11 protein-coding genes are annotated in these 17,152 nt (G+C 46.8%); 9 read left to right on the top strand and 2 right to left on the bottom strand.

Going from position 1 to position 17,152, the window contains the following annotated elements; all coding sequences use genetic code 11:
* Positions 1 to 308: 308 nt before the first annotated feature.
* The 9 genes from dnm_RS27035 (at position 309) to dnm_RS26995 (ending at position 14,245) form a co-directional block, all read left to right on the top strand.
* Positions 309 to 1,544 carry a vitamin K epoxide reductase family protein gene (locus dnm_RS27035; protein WP_207679993.1) on the top strand — a complete coding sequence of 412 codons (1,236 nt, stop codon included), beginning with the start codon at positions 309 to 311 and terminating at the stop codon, positions 1,542 to 1,544.
* Entirely contained in the window at positions 1,531 to 2,247 is a 717-nt protein-coding gene (locus dnm_RS27030; RefSeq protein WP_207679992.1) for a PepSY domain-containing protein, read from the top strand. The genes dnm_RS27035 and dnm_RS27030 overlap by 14 nt, the downstream gene beginning before the upstream one ends.
* A gap of 135 nt (positions 2,248 to 2,382) precedes the next feature.
* Entirely contained in the window at positions 2,383 to 6,057 is a 3,675-nt protein-coding gene (locus dnm_RS27025) for a M4 family metallopeptidase (RefSeq protein WP_207679991.1), read from the top strand.
* A gap of 770 nt (positions 6,058 to 6,827) precedes the next feature.
* A complete protein-coding gene (locus tag dnm_RS27020; protein WP_207679990.1) occupies positions 6,828 to 7,391 on the top strand; it encodes an AAA family ATPase in 564 nt (187 codons plus the stop codon).
* Positions 7,392 to 7,578: 187 nt separating this feature from the next.
* Positions 7,579 to 9,309 carry an ATP-binding protein gene (locus dnm_RS27015; RefSeq protein WP_207679989.1) on the top strand — a complete coding sequence of 577 codons (1,731 nt, stop codon included), beginning with the start codon at positions 7,579 to 7,581 and terminating at the stop codon, positions 9,307 to 9,309.
* A 54-nt stretch (positions 9,310 to 9,363) separates the two neighbouring features.
* The gene (locus dnm_RS27010; protein WP_207679988.1) at positions 9,364 to 11,097 is read left to right on the top strand and encodes an ATP-binding protein; all 1,734 of its coding nucleotides are present in this window, start codon (positions 9,364 to 9,366) and stop codon (positions 11,095 to 11,097) included.
* Positions 11,098 to 11,130: 33 nt separating this feature from the next.
* On the top strand, positions 11,131 to 11,649 hold the full coding sequence (locus tag dnm_RS27005; RefSeq protein ID WP_207679987.1) for a hypothetical protein: 519 nt from the start codon (positions 11,131 to 11,133) through the stop codon (positions 11,647 to 11,649).
* Positions 11,650 to 11,678: 29 nt separating this feature from the next.
* Positions 11,679 to 12,449 carry a uridine phosphorylase gene (udp, locus tag dnm_RS27000; protein ID WP_207679986.1) on the top strand — a complete coding sequence of 257 codons (771 nt, stop codon included), beginning with the start codon at positions 11,679 to 11,681 and terminating at the stop codon, positions 12,447 to 12,449.
* A gap of 209 nt (positions 12,450 to 12,658) precedes the next feature.
* A complete protein-coding gene (locus dnm_RS26995) occupies positions 12,659 to 14,245 on the top strand; it encodes a bifunctional aminoglycoside phosphotransferase/ATP-binding protein (RefSeq protein WP_207679985.1) in 1,587 nt (528 codons plus the stop codon).
* 115 nt (positions 14,246 to 14,360) lie between these two features.
* On the opposite strand, the gene dnm_RS26990 is transcribed toward dnm_RS26995, so the two are convergent.
* Together dnm_RS26990 and dnm_RS26985 are read right to left on the bottom strand one after the other, a co-directional pair.
* On the bottom strand, positions 14,361 to 15,563 hold the full coding sequence (locus dnm_RS26990; RefSeq protein WP_207679984.1) for an efflux RND transporter periplasmic adaptor subunit: 1,203 nt from the start codon (positions 15,561 to 15,563) through the stop codon (positions 14,361 to 14,363).
* Between the two features lie 164 nt (positions 15,564 to 15,727).
* On the bottom strand, positions 15,728 to 17,035 hold the full coding sequence (locus dnm_RS26985) for an efflux transporter outer membrane subunit (protein WP_207679983.1): 1,308 nt from the start codon (positions 17,033 to 17,035) through the stop codon (positions 15,728 to 15,730).
* Between the last annotated feature and the right edge of the window lie 117 nt (positions 17,036 to 17,152).

The following is a 17,152-nucleotide window of genomic DNA, read 5'->3' as shown; positions in this document are numbered from 1 at the left end:
TGTCATTTGCCATTTGCCATTTGCCATTTGCCATTTGCCATTTGCCATTTGTCATTTGTTATTTGTCATTTGTTATTTGTTATTTGTGATCACACAACACTGGCAACCCAGCCTCTCCGGCGGGTCGTGCGATATTTTTTACCCTATTTTTTAGTTTATAGGTTACTGGCAGAAAATTCAACAATTTTTATCAATTTGGAAATGCGCGCATATTAAAAATATTAAATTGTCTGATCGGCTGCTGAAAACATGTTGTTTCAGCAGCGCTTTTGTGATATAAATTCCAATAAATCGGAGATAATTTAAATATGGCATACTGTAAATATAAGGTTTTTTTATTTTTAATTATTATGTTGGCGATTATCGGCATGGCCCTTTCAGTTTATCTGACGATCAGTTTCTATCACCCTGAGATAACTGGAAAATTCATAGCCTGCGGAGATGGTGTCACAGACAATTGTTCCCTTGTCAGCCAGTCAGAATACTCGTCAGTTTTGGGAATACCACTTTCATCATTCAGTCTCCTTTTTTATATCTTTCTTTTTTTTATCCTTCTTATAGCGGCTTACGCGGATGGTCAATATTATGTTTATGGCTGGGCGGTTATTTTTCCTTTGTCCGCGGCATCACTGGTAATTGACGGAATCCTGGCCGGAATCCTCGTTAAGCTGGGAACGCTCTGCCTGTTATGTATCTCCAGCTATATCATCAATATTCTTATATTTATATGTCTTTTATTTTATCTGCAAGATATTAAAAAGGCATTTTCCGTAAGTTTTAAGGGCGTTTTTTTATTAACATTCAAAACAGAGTCGCAAAACCATGATAAAAGAGCGGTCATTGGCTTGTTTCTTCTTTTTTCAGTAATGTTGTTGTTGAATGTGGTTACACCGGAGCTTAATTTAAAAAAAGAGACCCATGAAGGAAAAATCAAAGCGTCTTTAAATGATTTTTATGCGTCAGAGCCGGTTGATATAGAATTTCCGGAAAGTTCAATGATGACAGGAAATCCGAATGCTCCGGTGAAACTCATTGTGTTTACGGACTTTTTTTGTAATGCCTGTTATCAGTTTTATCTTGCGGAGAAGTATCTTCTTTCAAAATATAAGAATAAAATCAAAGTTGTGTATTATAATTACCCCCGGGGCGGTTCATGCAGTGGGGAAGACGGTAAAAAGATACTCCGCCGATCATGTATTGCGGCAAAAGCATTTTTATCCGCAGGGTATTATAATATATTTGCGCCGTATCTGACCGCCCACTATCACAGTTATCAGTATTTATATAAGGACTATGACGAATCAAAAGCCATTGGAATTATTTCGGAGATTATGGACGATCAGGTGTTCTTGGAAAATATGAATTCACCTGAGACCGCTGAATTATTAGAACGGGATTTGAAACTTGTGCATCAGCTGAATATGAAAGTGACCCCCACGGTTTTTATCAACGGCAGAGCGCTGTTAGGGGTTCCTCCTTATGAGTTATTTGACGCAATCATAGAAAAAGAACTTAAAAAGGATAAAAAAAATGATGAATTTTAGCCATGCAAATGTTATTCGATACTTTCAGATCAGTTGCCTGTTTATTCCTGGCGTATTTTTGTTTTTCATCACTTCGTGTTCATCTCATGATATTCAGACGACACCGGAAAATATTGTTGTTCGCTACGGTGAAAACGGCACGCCCACTTATATCAAAGGGGAAAACCTTTGCTCCGGGCCTGATCATGATGCTGAATTTCAAGCCCTGAAGAAAAGAGAGCTTTATGAAGAAATTGCTTATCAGTTCTTTGATCACTGGCGCGAGATGTTTAAGCTTGATCATCCTCGGAAAACGCTTGAAGTCACTGACATGAAAATTGATGATATGCGGCACAAGCATATAAAATTTCAACAGAAGGCAGACGGCGTGCCTGTGTGGGGAAGGACCGCAGGCGTTCATCTGAATCCGGACAATGAGGTTTACCTTTTTATGGGAAATATCGAACCTGAGTTGAAACATATCGTAACCACTCCGAAACTCTCTGAGCAAGCTGCAACAGAGGCTGCGCTTTCAGAAATATCAGATGACAAGGAAAAATGGCAGGCAGAGGAAAAGACTTTATCCATATGGATGAAGGATCTGAAAACGCCCTGTCTGGTCTATATTGTCACACTGGTAAAAGGATTGGCGCACAAAGACCACTATTTTGTTGACGCCCTGAGCGGGAAGATTTTGCATAAGGTGTCCGGGACCCCGGATTAAAGCAGTAAAAATCATGTCAGTCACAGAGTGGATGAAGCGCAGCGTCCTTCCCATCACACTCATCTCATAAATCCCCCGGCAGGTCAGGCGCTCTGCTTCACCTGCCCAGCATGAATATCTGAAAGGAGAAACGTGATGTGTGTTTGTTCAAAAAAGATTAAATATTATTGTTTGCCTGTTGTCCTTTTTCTGGTCATCTTGGCATTATCCCTGGCTGTTTATGCGGATCCCGGGCCATCAGACAAAAATTCTCTGGGAGCCATGGTTACATTAACTGGCGGCGCTGACGGAAGAAAAGCCCTGGATGCTCAGAAGCCTGCTGTTCAGGAGAGTTCCCGTCCCTTAAAAGAAAAATTTGATAAGAAAACATCTCATACCGTATCACCGGATATCATCAGAAATTTCCAGAAAACCATTGCCGAAAAAGCATCCCGCAGCGGCGCAGCCGGAAAAAAAGGAGGAATCACACACGCTCAGTATAAAAATCTTCGTTCTCTTATTGACTCGAATTCAGGAGGCACGGATGTTCGTACTCATTTTAACAGAAACAATGGCACTCCCATTTTCATTAAGACAGGGAAAAATAACTCCCGAAAATCTGCCCGAAACACCGGCACAAGCCTTTCTTCAGCCAAAACCCAGGCTGAAAAATTTCTGACAGATAACCGTGATCTCCTCAGGCTGTCCGACCCGACAGCCGAAATGGTGATGAAAAAGGAATGGAAGGACGATCTGGGAAGCAAACATTTTCGTTATCAGCAGACCCATAAGGGAATTCCCCTGTGGGGCAGGGAAGTCATGGTTCATCTGGACGCAAATGATTCAGTTTTTCTTTTTCAGGGCCGGTATGAGCCAACCCCGGAAGAGAGGACAGAGATCACACCGGAGATTACAGCGGATGAGGCTTTGGATGCCGCCAAAAAACATCTCCGACTGACACACCCCGACGTGACTGCCACAGAAACAGCCCTTGTCATTTATACCGCATCCGACGGTAAAAAGACCCTGGCTTATCAATTAGATATTTCCCCCCGTTTTAACCAGCGATGGCTTTATTTTATTGACGCAAAAAACGGTTCACTTTTGCACCGCATCAATAATATTCAAAACGAACTGGTGACGGGCAGCGGTTTTGATCTGCATGATGCTCCCAGAACATTTAACACCTGGTATGAAAACGGAACCTATTATCTGCTCGATCCGAGTCTGCCATTGGATGAAGGCCCGCCTTATTCGCCTGTGCCTATGGAAAACTTTGGGAATACCTATATTCTGGACGCTGCTCAGGGTGACAGCGAATTATATCCCATTACCAGCAGTTCTCCTGACAGCGGATGGGACCCGGCAGGTATCAGCGCAGCTTATCACACGAGGCGTGTCCATGATTATTACAGAAATACCTTTGGCAGAAACGGCATTGATGATGAAAATATGAACTATATGGTGGTACTCCATCTTCTGCGGGACTATCCCGGAGCCTTCTGGAACGGTAAATTCGTATGTTTAGGCGACGGAGACCGGAGAAAATTTTCATCTCTTGCAACGGGTCTGGATGTGATCGCCCATGAGATCCAGCACGGTGTCACTCAGTTCACTGCAAATCTTATTTATGAGAATCAGAGCGGCGCGCTGAACGAAGCCTATTCTGATATTTTTGCATGTATGATAGACCGGGATGACTGGACAGTGGGAGAAGATGTGACCTTACAGTCTCCCTATTATCTTCGCAGCCTTGTCAACCCGGCCCTCGGAGTGAGTTCTCTTCCCACAAAAATGAGTGAGTACCGAAATCTTCCAAATACGGAAGACGGAGATAATGGCGGTGTCCACATCAACATGGGGATTCCGGCAAGAGCCGCATATCTGGTTGCAGAAGGACTTTCCGCGGAAGGGCTGGGAAGCAGTATTGGCCGTGACAAAACAGAGCAGATTTTTTACAGGGCGTTGACGACCTATTTGCAGGCATCTTCACAATTTCTGGATGCCAGATATGCCACGATTCAGGCGGCAGAAGACCTTCACGGAGCAGGTTCGCCCGAGGTCGGTGCGGTTCAGGCGGCCTGGGACGCGGTGGAGGTCTATGACGGCAATATCGGCACACCCATTGATCAGAATCCGACTTCAACGGATATCGTCGGCGGTCAGGACATGATGGTTTATCTTTCTCCCGCCCCCTATGAAGGTATGTATGATCTCTATGTGCAAACCATCCCTTCTCCTTTTACGGGATATGATCCGAGGCTGGACTCAAGGGATTTGAATTATGAATTCGTGAGAAAAACTCGTCCCTCGGCTGTAACATTCTCCGACGGCAGTACTGGTCTTTTTTATGTGGGAATAGATTATAATCTTTACGGAGTGTTGCTGGATGACCCGGACAACAGGGACTATAAACAGAAGATCACCGACAGCGGAGACATTTGGAGTTTTGCCATGTCGCCGGACGGCCGCTATTTTGCTTACACCTCCACGGCTCCGAATGATAACAACATCTATGTGGGAGACCTTGATACCGAAGAAATGACCGAATATCCGGCTGTGCCGTTCAGCGATCTCCCCCCAGGATACGATGATGTTATCAATACCATATTGTATGTGGATTCTCTGATGTTTGACTATACCGGTAAAACAATTGTATTTGACGCGCTCAATTGTTTGTCCACACCTGATAATCCCTGCACGGAAGATGAGGACAGCGGACACCGATATTGGTCCGTCGGGTTCCTGAATCTCTCGGACGGTTCTTTTGACTACCCCTTTCCGAATCAGCGTCCTGACGTTGATATTGAGTATCCGTGTTTTGCTTACAATAACAACTTTGTCATTGCATTGGATGTGATTGACCGCAGCGTCCCCGGATCTGTCTCCACCGGAACCTGGACCCTGAACTGGCAAAATCAGACCGAACAATTTGTGGTTGATCCGAATTTTAATGTTTATGGGGAGATGTTCTCCGGTGCGCCAACCTTCTGGGGGGATGATGATTACATCACCGTACAGGCACTTCTGGGCAACGAGACCCTGGCATACCGGGTTCCCATTGATGCTTCCTGGAAAGGTGATCCGGCATCAGCTGAATTGTTGAATGATTATGAGGTGATACTTCCTGTCATGCACCGAACCGGTGTAAGAAATCTCAATGCTGAGATTCAGGTCAGTGCCTCTTCTCTGGATTTCGGAACTGTGGAACCGGGCTACGTCTCAACCCGGGAGGTTACGCTGACCAATACCGGGAACCAGGATATAGACATATCGGATATTGTCATTTCCGGAGCGTCCGAGTTCAGCCATAACGGTACGAACACATTGCTGCCCCGGGACGCAAGCATGAATATCCGTGTCACCTTTTCTCCGGCCCGGGCAGGAGGAACCACTTCCGCCACGCTGATTATCACCAGTGATGCGGATGTTCCGCAAACCAACATCTCGCTCACCGGAACAAGCGCATACACAGCCGCAATTCAGACCAGTGCCTCGTCTCTGGATTTCGGCACAGTGGAACCGGGTAATGTCTCAGCCCGGGAGGTTACGCTGACCAATATCGGAGACCGGGATATAGACATATCGGATATTGTCATTTCCGGGGCTTCCGAGTTCAGCCATAACGGTACGAACATATTGCTGCCCCGGGACGCAAGCATGAATATCCGTGTCACCTTTTCTCCGGAACAGGCAGGAAAAACCTCTTCCGCCACACTGATTATCACCAGTGATGCGGGTGTTTCACAGACCAATATCTCGCTCACCGGAACAAGTGCGGACAGCAACGGGGGCAGCGGAGGCTGTTTTATCGGAACCGCAGTTTGGTAACAAGTTTTTTGTCATTCCTGCGAAAGCAGGAATCCACCGTTCCCGGAATCGCTGTATCGGTTTTTTCTGTCATTCCTGCGAAAGCATTCGCCACGGTTCCGGGAACCGTAATAAGTACCTCATCAAATATTTTGTGCCATTTTTATTGAAGCTGATATTTGTTAATTCAACATTTCACATATCAGTAGATCGAAAAGTTTTCGGGCTGTCGCGGGACAGACACGGCGAACGGGGGAGAAACCCCATATGCATCAGGCTAAGATTACAACCTACTGTTTTTATTAACTCTGATTTTGCCGGACGGGGTTTGCAACCCCGTCCGGAATATTTTCCGGATCGCCGCCCGCAAACGTTTCGGACGGGGTTGCAAACCCCGTCCGGCAGCCGTCCCGCATTCTTAGCCTGATGCATATGGGGAGAAACCCGGCTTTTTCCGGCGGGGGGAGCCTTCTGTCCGGGAAAAAAAAGCCGGGTTTCTCTGCCGCACCGCACACAGTCCGGAAACTTTTCGATCTACTGATTATAAATTAGGTACAAAACTTGGTAGTCCTGCAAAGGTAGTGATGAATCCCGTTCAGTCCCCCGATTATCAGGCCACTGAATCTCATTCATCACTACTTGTGCAGGACTACCCAAAACTTTTGCTGAGGTACTTATCGGCTAAAAATGGATTCCTGCTTCCGCAGGAATGACAGGGAAAAAAACTTGATTATCGAGTTATACAAAATCCCTGTAGCGATATGTCGGAATTTAATGGACAGGAGAAAAATATGTCAGCCGAGAAACGTAACTTGTGGGGAGGTGAGAAAACCTGTCACGGATTACCAACGGATCAGGTTCTCTCAGCACTGCAAAAGGAGATTCGCCGGAACAACACAGAAAATGCTGTTCTGCTGGCTTATGAAATGATGATTACCAGCCCTGCCATGGAAGCACACCTCTGGCGAAGGCTGATGATCATTTCTGTTGAGGATATCGGCTTTGGAGAACCCAATGCGCCTGTTATGCTCAGTACCTTGTATCAGATGGTTAAAACTTTTGACTGGGCGGATGACGAGCGCGCACTTTTTACTGTTCATGCGGTTCGGTATCTGTGCGGATGCCGGAAGGACCGCTCCAGTGATGAAATGGTCGCTTGGATAAAGCACGCTGTGTCGAGAGGAGAAGCAGAGGTGAATATACCAGATTATGCCCTGGATATGCACACGGCAGAGGGTCGGGCCAAAGGGAGAGGACTGGAACACTTTTATAAGGAAGGGGCAAAGGTTGTGCCGGAATTGCCCAATCGTGATGTCACGTATCGCCAGCGAATTTTGGAAATGCTTGAAACTTGAAACTCGAAATTTGAAACTTGAAACTTGAAACTTGAAACTTGAAACTTGAAACTTGAAACTTGAAACTTGAAACTTGAAACTCGAAACTTGAAACTTGAAACTCGAAACTTGAAACTTGAAACTTGAAACTTGAAACTTGAAACTTGAAATTCGAAATTGAAAAATTAAGTTTTACAGGAGATGGGAAATGGAGTATCCGTTGCAGGAAAAGATCGGAGACCCGGAACTGCTTGTGGGCAGGGAGAAAGAGTTCCGCAATTTTGGCAAATGGATTGCCGGGATCCCCAAAAGAATTTCCAAATCCAGGGTGATCCTTGCCCGCCGGAAAAGCGGGAAGACTTCGTTTGTCCAACGTATTTTCAATCAGCTCTGGAGTGATAACGGCCAGGTAATTCCGTTCTATCTTGATATCGCGGAGAATAAAATCTGGTATCCGCATTTTGCAATCATGTATTATCAGACTTTTGCATCGCAGTATATTTCTTTTCTGGAAAGGGACAAATCACTGCTTGACAAACCGCTTTCATTTGAAAAAATAAGGGAATACGGAGTAACAAAATCCATTATTTCTCTGGTGGAGGATATTGATTCACTTGTTGAGAATGAAAAAATGCGGCGCCATGATCTGATGTGGCTGACAGCCCGTTCAGCCCCGCATCGTTTCGCGGGGTTGTATGATAAGCGATTTCTGGTTATTCTGGATGAGTTTCAGAACCTTTCCCGTTATATTTACCGGGATGAAAGGTGCGAGGGAAAACCGGACGAAACTGTGCCGGGGGCATTTCATTCACTTTCCGAGTCCAAGACAGCGCCCATGCTGGTGACCGGCTCCTATGTGGGCTGGCTCATTGAGATCGCCGCGAAATATCTGGAGGCGGGGCGTCTGTCCGAGATTTACATGACCCCTTATCTGACCGAGGAGGACGGACTGGAGGCGGTGTACAGATACGCTGAAGTGTATGAGGAACCCGTGACCAATGAGACGGCTGTTCTGATCAGCAGGCTGTGCATGTCTGATCCGTTCTTCATCTCCTGCGTGATGCAGAGCAATTATGAAAACAGGGACCTGACAACCGCGGAGGGGGCGGCGGACACAGTGAATTATGAGATCACGGACCGCCATTCGGAGATGTCCAAGACATGGGGGGAATACATTCAGCTCACGCTGGACAAGGTGAACGACCGTCATGCCAAGGCCATCCTCCTGCATCTGAGCAGACATTCGGACAGGTACTGGACCCCGAAGGAGATAAAGGAGGCCCTGGGACTGGAGATTGACGCTGACAATATCCGGAAAAAGCTGAATCTTCTGGTGGAGGCCGATGTGATCGAATGGGGAAGCTCCGATATTGATTTCCGGGGGTTGCAGGACGGCACGCTGAATCTGATTCTGCGAAACCGTTTTGAGAAGGAGATTGCCACTTTTGTTCCGGATCTGAGACAGGAGTTTCAGCGTGAGATTGCCGGACTCAGAAAGGAGAACCGCCGGCTCCGGGGGACCCTGAACAATCTCTCCGGCAAGGTCGCCGAGATCCAGCTTGCCGCGGCATTCCGCAGCAGGAAACGCTTTTCCCTGTCCGATTTTTTTGACGGCGTGAGGGACACGGCCCGGCTGAACATCACCGATGTGAGACGCCGTGTCCTGCTTCAGCGGGATGACGGAAAAAATATGGAGCTTGACGTGGTGGCCGGGTCGGACTGCGGCCGGGTGGCCGTGGCCGAGGTCAAAAAATGGAAAAAACCTGTCACCAGAACCGCAGCCGAAGATTTCGCAGAAAAGGCAGAACGCTTCTCGGAACAGAATCCCGACAAAATCGTGCTGCCGGCTTTCCTTGCCCTGGGCGGATTCACAGATGACGCGCTGGAATTCTGCCGGAAACAGGGAATCGGGACGGCCGAGAAAATAGAACATTTCTGAAATTTGAAATTCAAAACTTGAAATTGAAAAGTTAAATTTTACCGGAGAAAGGGTATGGAATATCCGTTAGAGGAAAAAATCGGAGACCCGGAACTGCTTGTGGGCAGGGAGAAAGAGTTCCGCAATTTTGGCAAATGGATTGCCGGGATCCCCAAAAGAATTTCCAAATCCAGGGTGATCCTTGCCCGCCGGAAAAGCGGGAAGACTTCGTTTGTCCAACGTATTTTCAATCAGCTCTGGACTGAAAACGGCCAGGTAATTCCGTTCTATCTTGATATCGCGGAGAATAAAATCTGGTATCCGCATTTTGCGATTAAGTACTATCGGGCTTTTGCTTCGCAGTATATCTCCTTTCTGGAGAGAGACAAACGTCTTGTGAGTGAACATCTTTCTTTGGAGGATATCAGGGAATACGGACTCTCAAAATCTATAAAATCTTTGGTGAGAGATGCTGATTTTATGATAAAAGAAAACAGAGAGGGAGGAATGCATGGTCTGATGTGGGATGCTGCCTGCGAGGCACCGCACCGTTTTGCTTCTCTTTTTGAAAAACGTTTTTTGGTTATTCTGGATGAGTTTCAGAATCTTTCACAATATATCTATCCTGATCCTCATTTTGAAACCCGTCCCATTGATACGATTCCGGGCAGTTTTCATTCGCTTTCCGAGTCCAAAATAGCCCCCATGCTGGTGACCGGCTCCTATGTGGGCTGGCTCATTGAGATCGCCACGAAATATCTGGAGGCGGGGCGTCTGTCCGAGATTTACATGACCCCTTATCTGACCGAGGAGGACGGACTGGAGGCGGTGTACAGATACGCGGAGGCGTATGAGGAACCTGTGACCAATGAGACGGCTGTTCTGATCAGCAGGCTGTGCATGTCTGATCCGTTCTTCATCTCCTGCGTGATGCAGAGCAATTATGAAAACAGGGACCTGACAACCGCGGAGGGGGCGGCGGACACGGTGAATTATGAGATCACGGACCGCCATTCGGAGATGTCCAAGACATGGGGGGAATACATTCAGCTCACGCTGGACAAGGTGAACGACCGTCATGCCAAGGCCATCCTCCTGCATCTGAGCAGACATTCGGACAGGTACTGGACCCCGAAGGAGATAAAGGAGGCCCTGGGACTGGAGATTGGCGCGGACAATATCCGGAAAAAGCTGAATCTTCTGGTGGAGGCCGATGTGATCGAATGGGGAAGCTCCGACATTCAGTTCAGGGGATTGCAGGACGGCACGCTGAATCTGATTCTGCGAAACCGTTTTGAGGAGGAGATTGCCACTTTTGTTCCGGATCTGAGACAGGAATTTCAGCGTGAGATTGCCGGACTCAGAAAGGAGAACCGCCGGCTCCGGGGGACCCTGAACAATCTCTCCGGCAAGGTCGCCGAGATTCAGCTTGCCGCGGCATTCCGCAGCAGGAAACGCTTTTCCCTGTCCGATTTTTTTGACGGTGTCAGGGACACGGCCCGGCTGAACATCACGGATGTGAGACGCCGTGTCCTGCTTCAGCGGGATGACGGAAAAAATATGGAGCTTGACGTGGTGGCCGGGTCGGACTGCGGCCGGGTGGCCGTGGCCGAGGTCAAAAAATGGAAAAAACCTGTCACCAGAACCGCGGCCGAAGATTTCGCAGAAAAGGCAGAACGCTTCTCGGAACAGAATCCCGACAAAATCGTGCTGCCGGCTTTCCTTGCCCTGGGCGGATTCACAGATGACGCGCTGGAATTCTGCCGGGAACAGGGGATCGGGACGGCCGAGAAAATAGAACATTTCTGAAATTGAAAATCGGGACATGAAGGAGATAATTTAATGAAACCTATTATTTTTATTACGATTGTCATTTGTTTTGTCTGTACCGGACTTGCAACTGCCGATGAACTGCAAGAGTATTATGATATGGTAAAAAAATTTAGTGAGTCTGAAGAAAACGTCCGGAGTGCCGAACAGAATATTCAGGCGGACAAAGTTAAAATTCAGGAATGGGAAGCCCGTCAGGAAGAACATAAAAAAAAGCTAAAAAAAGCTAAAAAGAAAATCAGGAAGCTCAGAGAGCGTATTAACGAGAAAAGGGCTGTTCTTCATACGCAAATGGAATATCAGCGAGAGGCTCAGATGCAGATCAATGAGATGTCAAGATTAAATCCTCAGATACAGAAATTGGAATCTCAGAGGATGAGACAAATCCGGGATGCTTCTGAAACAGAAAGCAAAACATACAAACCGAGGAAAGAAAAAAACGATGCGCCGTATAAGAAGAAATCAGAAGAAGAGAAGGAAAAGTCCCGGGAAATACTTCATAAATTCCGTGAGTTTTTTAAAAATGAGTGAAACTGAAACAGAGGATATCCTGTAACACAATGAAAACACTTTATCACCTCAGACTTAATAAAAAGATAATCCGCGATGCCAGTATTGTGCTTCTGCCGGGTGATCCTGACCGGGTTCCGAAAATTGCTCAGTTTCTTGATCATCCCAACGCATTAGAATCCAATCGGGAATGGAATTCATATATTGGCGAGTTACAGGGTATTCCGATATTGATTGTGTCAACAGGGGTCGGCGGCCCGGCCACATCCATATGTGCGGATGAGCTTGCTCAGATTGGCATCAGAACTTTTATTCGGGTCGGAACAACAGGCGCGATTCAGCCCCATATTAAAGTGGGAGATGTCATTATTACCTCTGCTTCTGTAAGGTCAGACGGCGCAAGTAAGGATTTCGCTCCCATAGAATATCCTGCGGCAGCAGACTTTGACGTAACATCAGCCCTTGTGCAAAGCGCCAAAGCATCAGATTGCAATTTTCATGTGGGCATCACTGCTTCAACAGATACGTTTTATCAGGGACAGGAGCGATACGATTCTTTTTCCGGTTCAGTTCCCCCAAGGCTGAAAGGTTCCCTGAAAGAATGGCAGCGATTAAATGTTCTGAATTATGAAATGGAATCCGCCACATTGCTGACAATGTGTGCTTCAATGGGACTTAAAGCGGGGTGTGTCACAGGCGTTCTGGTGAATCGGACAATTCAGGAAAATATTGATTCCGATATTGTAGCGTCTGTTGAATTGAAAGCGATAAGTGTTGCTGTCAATGCGGTTAAAAATCTGATAAAAGTTGTTAGGTTTTAGGTGTTAGGTGTTAGGTGTTAGGTGTTAGGTGTTAGGTGTTAGGTGTTAAGAAGAACAAAGTTGTAAGTTCCGAGCGACTGACACTTAACACTTTAACACTTTAACACTTTAACACTTAACACTTAACACTTAACACTTAACACTTAACACTTTAACACCTAACACCTAACACCTAACACCCAACACCTTAATAATTAACGGATACAGATATGAAAGCACAACATCAGACAAAAATTTTTCAGGCCATGAAATCGCCTGATTTTTACCCTCACCCCGTAACGTCCCTGGAGGAGCGTGAAACCCATATTTCCAAGGTTTTTCTGACAGGAAGTTATGTTTATAAAATCAAAAAAGCTGTCAATCTGGAATTTCTTGATTTCACCTCTCTGGAAAAACGGCTGCATTTTTGCCAGCAGGAACTGGTGCTGAATCGCCGTCTGGCCCCTGATGTCTATCTTGATGTTGTCCCGATAACTTTCAGTCAGGGGCGTTATTCTCTGGGGGGAAACGGCCCTCCGGTTGAATATGCTGTCAAAATGCGTCAGCTTCCTGATGACCGGGCCATGAAAGGGTTGCTGGGGAAATCAGAAATTGACAAGAAAGTCATTGAGGAACTGGCCCGCGTTCTTGCCGAGTTTTACAGCCAGGCTTCCACAGGTGAACGCGTCAATGCTGTGGGAACATGGGAAACAATTCAGGCCAATTGTGAGGAAAACTTCAGCCTGTCAGAAAGATTCGCAGGCAAGCTGTTTGATGAGCGAATATTTCAAATTGTACGGGCTGCCAGCCGATCTTTTTTGCGGAGACGGAAAGCACTTTTTCAACATCGTATTGAACATGGAAAAATTCGGGACTGTCACGGGGACCTGAGAACAGATCACATCTATTTCACTGATGACGGCATCAGGATCATTGACTGTATTGAATTTAATGAGCGTTTCAGATACCAGGATATCACATGTGATCTGGCCTTTCTGACCATGGGGCTTGATTATGAAGGGTTTCCTCAGTTCAGTCAGCAGCTTCTCAGTGCTTATGTTGAACATACAGATGATCATGATGTTTTTGTACTGCTTGATTTTTATAAATGCTATCGGGCTTTTGTACGGTGCAAGGTGAATTGTTTTCGTATTGAGCAGGGCGGCCTTGACGAGCAGGAAAGAAACGATCTCATCAGGGAAACTGAGAAATATCTGGATTTTGCCTCCCGCTATGCATTGCAGTTCACCCGTCCCACACTTTGGATTGTCTGCGGTATGCCGGCTTCCGGCAAAAGCACGGTTTCTGAGGAACTGGCAAAAGCATTTGAAATCAAAGTGTTTCATTCGGATATTGTTCGCAAAGAATTATTCTCTGCAACACCTGATGATTCGGGCGTTGTTCCTTTCGGAGAAGGTATTTACTCAGTACTCGCCACGTCTTTCACTTATGGTAAGCTTCTTCTTCTGGCGCAGGAAGAGATTGACAGGGGCAATTCCGTTATTTTGGACGCGACATACAGCAGTGAGCGTTGGCGCACCGAAGCTTCGCGCCTGGCAAAAGATCATGATGTAAATATTATTTTTGCAGAATGTGTGGCATCTGATGATTTACTTAAAGAACGTCTCAGGAAGCGGGAGACAACCTCATCCGTTTCTGACGCACGGATACACCACTTTGAACAGTTCCGGAAGCGATACGAGCCGCTGAAGGAACTACAGGATGAAATACATATTCAGGTTGATACTGAAAAGCCTTTGGGAGAATGTATGAAGCAAATTTTATCGTCCTATAAAACTGGAAACTGGAAATATTGAGGTCCGGCGCATTGTTATGTATGCCTATGATATCCCTCGTATATATCCGAACACTCCTCCGACTTTTTTCTCATTTTTTTCGGAATCGTTTAGGGAATGCTATAGCTGAGAGGCGTCATATTTCGTTCGTGTCCGCTTCCTGCAAGTCCGGCCCTGAAACTCTCAGTTCCATTCCTTCAACTGGTGCGGAGATTCGGCTGGTGATGATGTGTTCGCCGGAATTCAGTCCTCGCACCAGAAGATCGTCTTTTCTTCGCCATACCACATCCACTTTTCTGATACTTAGTTTTTTCTCATGGGTCATGAGCCAGACCTGCTCTCCTTCTCTGAGTGCTTTCCGGGGAATCACAAACACATTTTCCAATTCCGGTCCCTGAATTTCCACTTTCACATAGGCCCCGAGTAACAGTGGTATATTTTTTATTACTTTTTCTGTGTTCAGATCAAACGGATCCTCAACAGCCACAAGAATCCGGGCCATACGTCCTACAGGATCAAGGTCTCCTAACAGACGCACCACCTTCCCCTGTCGCACAATCTGAGAGCCGGCCGCGTTATTTTCCTGTATAACAGTAACAAAAGATCCCTCTGTGGCATTGACTCCCGGGACTGAAATCCAGGACAGACGACGGACCGGAACCGAAATCTGAAGCCAAAATTCATCTGTTCCCACGAGGGTGACAAGCTTAGTCCCGGGACCCGCGGGCTGCCCTATATCCACAAATTTCTCTTTTACAAACGCATTGAAAGACGCTCTGATTTTTGTGCGCTCCACATCCAATTTGGCTTTTTTCAGACTGCTCCGGGCAGATGCCAGCGAGGCCACGGCTTTTTTCAGATGCGGTTTTCGCAAGACCAGATCACGCCCTGATTTCGTCGTGGCAATTTCCGAGCCCAGAAGCTCCCATTCCCGTTTGGCAGTCGCCTGTTTGCCCTGTTCCAATTTAAGTTCCATCATTGCCCGGGCAACTTCCGCGTTTCGCTGATCTGCCGCAATCTTATAATCCCGATCATCAATACGCATCAGGACATCCCCGGCTTTGAACAGCCCTCCGGGCATGAGTTCAGGGCTTATTTCAACAATATGACCCGAAACCTGTGGCTGAATCACCACCTCTTTCGCCGGAACTACCGTACCCATAGCAATGATTTTTACCTGTTCCGCCCCGGGCTGCACAGTAATAACATCCGCAAGCGGAGCGCCAATGGACACGGGTTTTCGTTTGGCAGACGGCTTAGTTGCTATCAATGTCTTGGCAATAAAGCCTCCGGCAGCCAGAATAAGCAAAATCAGTATAAATTTAAAAAATGTTCTCATAGCCTTAAAAATTGAGAATTGAAAATTGAGAATTGAAAATTGATATCACTCGATAATCAAATTTTTTTCTGTCATTCCTGCGAAAGCAGGAATGACAGGCTTTTCAGTCGAACCGGGTCAAAAAACTTGAACATCGAGTATCAGACAAAGAATTCTCAATTACATCAATTCTCAATTACATCAATTCCCCCAATTGCTCTGTATAGCTGAATCCGATGGGAGAGGAGCTGTTTTTTTGCGGATATCAGCCTTTGTTCAAGATTTTGCAGCGACTCCAGTGCGGTAAGAACCCGTAAATAATCATCCAGTCCGTTAAGATAACGATGGCGGGATTCTTTCAGCGACATTTTGGCGTAACGGATCTGTTCGTTCAGTTTGCTAAGATAAATTTGCTGCTGTTCCTCACGAACCAGAGCATCTTCCACTTCTTGGAACGCGCCGAGGACTGTCTGAACATATTTGGCGGAGAGTTCCTCCAGCATAGCCCGCTTTCTTCGCACTTCGGCAGATTTGCGTCCGCCGTCCCAGAGCGTCCCTGACAGATTGCCGAGGATATCCCATATTAAGTTTTCAAAAAGTTCGGCAAGTTCGGTGGCACGGAATCCGCCAGACGCGGTGAGGCCAAGGGAGGGAAAACGATCAGCAATGGCCGCACTGACTCTGTGGTCGGCCGCGGCAACTCTGAAATGTACCGCCTGTATATCCGGGCGTGATTTCAAAAGCGCTGACGGAAGGCCCGTCATCGGAAGCTCAGGTAAATCCGGAAGATTTCCGTGAGGTTCCGTGATCTCCGCTTGCGGAGGGTCTCCCAAAAGAACACTCAGTTGATGCAAAAATACACGGAGACCTGATTCAATGGGAGGAATTTTTGCGCGGGTTCCGGCCGCCTGCTGACGCTGCTGGTAAACATCCAGAGCAGATGCCTGCCCCTGTCCGAATCGAAACTGAATCAGTTTCAGATAGGTCTCATTAACTTTCAACTGCTCATGAGCCAGATCAAGCAACGCTCTTTTCTCGATGATGGAAAACCACGTCTCCGCAATCTCGGCTGTCAGGCTTATGGCCATGGTTTCCAAATCACGTTGGGAGGCTTTCACATCCAGTTCCGCGGCCTTGTTCAGTGACGCGATACTGCCCCACAGGTCAACTTCATAGGAGACAGCGGCGCTCGCGGAAAACTGATTATTGTAGGACGCTGTGGTTCCTGATGCCGGGGGCATTACCGGAATATTTGTCCGGCTCCGCCCTGAACGGGCGTCAACAGTCAGATGAGGCCACCGGGATGCGCCAGCCTGATCTGCCATCGCCCTGGCCTGCTCCAGCCTGGCCCACGCCTGTTTCAGATTCGGATTATCAGACAAAACCCGTTCAGCAAATCTGTTTAACTGAGTGTCCTGAAAACTTTCCCACCAGCATTTATTCTGGGCAGTACCTGTTCTGGAAAATCTTTCAGGCACAACAGACAGAGACACATTCCTCGGCTGATGTATCTGACAGGAAAACAATAAAAATGCAGCGGCTGTCATACATATACATTGGGAAAAAATCTTCAATAGTTCGGATATCTGACACTTAACATTTAGCACCTG

The sequence above is a fragment of the Desulfonema magnum genome (genome assembly GCF_017377395.1).
GTDB classification, from domain to species: Bacteria; Desulfobacterota; Desulfobacteria; order Desulfobacterales; family 4be13; genus Desulfonema_C; species Desulfonema_C magnum.
This window is presented reverse-complemented; position numbering and strand designations above follow the sequence as displayed.

Bases quoted from the DNA above. Each gene is read 5' to 3' on its own strand.
- dnm_RS27035 (WP_207679993.1), top strand. From the start codon at position 309: ATGGCATACTGTAAATATAAGGTTTTTTTATTTTTAATTATTATGTTG.
- dnm_RS27030 (WP_207679992.1), top strand. From the start codon at position 1,531: ATGATGAATTTTAGCCATGCAAATGTTATTCGATACTTTCAGATCAGT.
- dnm_RS27025 (WP_207679991.1), top strand. From the start codon at position 2,383: ATGTGTGTTTGTTCAAAAAAGATTAAATATTATTGTTTGCCTGTTGTC.
- dnm_RS27020 (WP_207679990.1), top strand. From the start codon at position 6,828: ATGTCAGCCGAGAAACGTAACTTGTGGGGAGGTGAGAAAACCTGTCAC.
- dnm_RS27015 (WP_207679989.1), top strand. From the start codon at position 7,579: ATGGAGTATCCGTTGCAGGAAAAGATCGGAGACCCGGAACTGCTTGTG.
- dnm_RS27010 (WP_207679988.1), top strand. From the start codon at position 9,364: ATGGAATATCCGTTAGAGGAAAAAATCGGAGACCCGGAACTGCTTGTG.
- dnm_RS27005 (WP_207679987.1), top strand. From the start codon at position 11,131: ATGAAACCTATTATTTTTATTACGATTGTCATTTGTTTTGTCTGTACC.
- udp (WP_207679986.1), top strand. From the start codon at position 11,679: ATGAAAACACTTTATCACCTCAGACTTAATAAAAAGATAATCCGCGAT.
- dnm_RS26995 (WP_207679985.1), top strand. From the start codon at position 12,659: ATGAAAGCACAACATCAGACAAAAATTTTTCAGGCCATGAAATCGCCT.
- dnm_RS26990 (WP_207679984.1), bottom strand. From the start codon at position 15,563: ATGAGAACATTTTTTAAATTTATACTGATTTTGCTTATTCTGGCTGCC.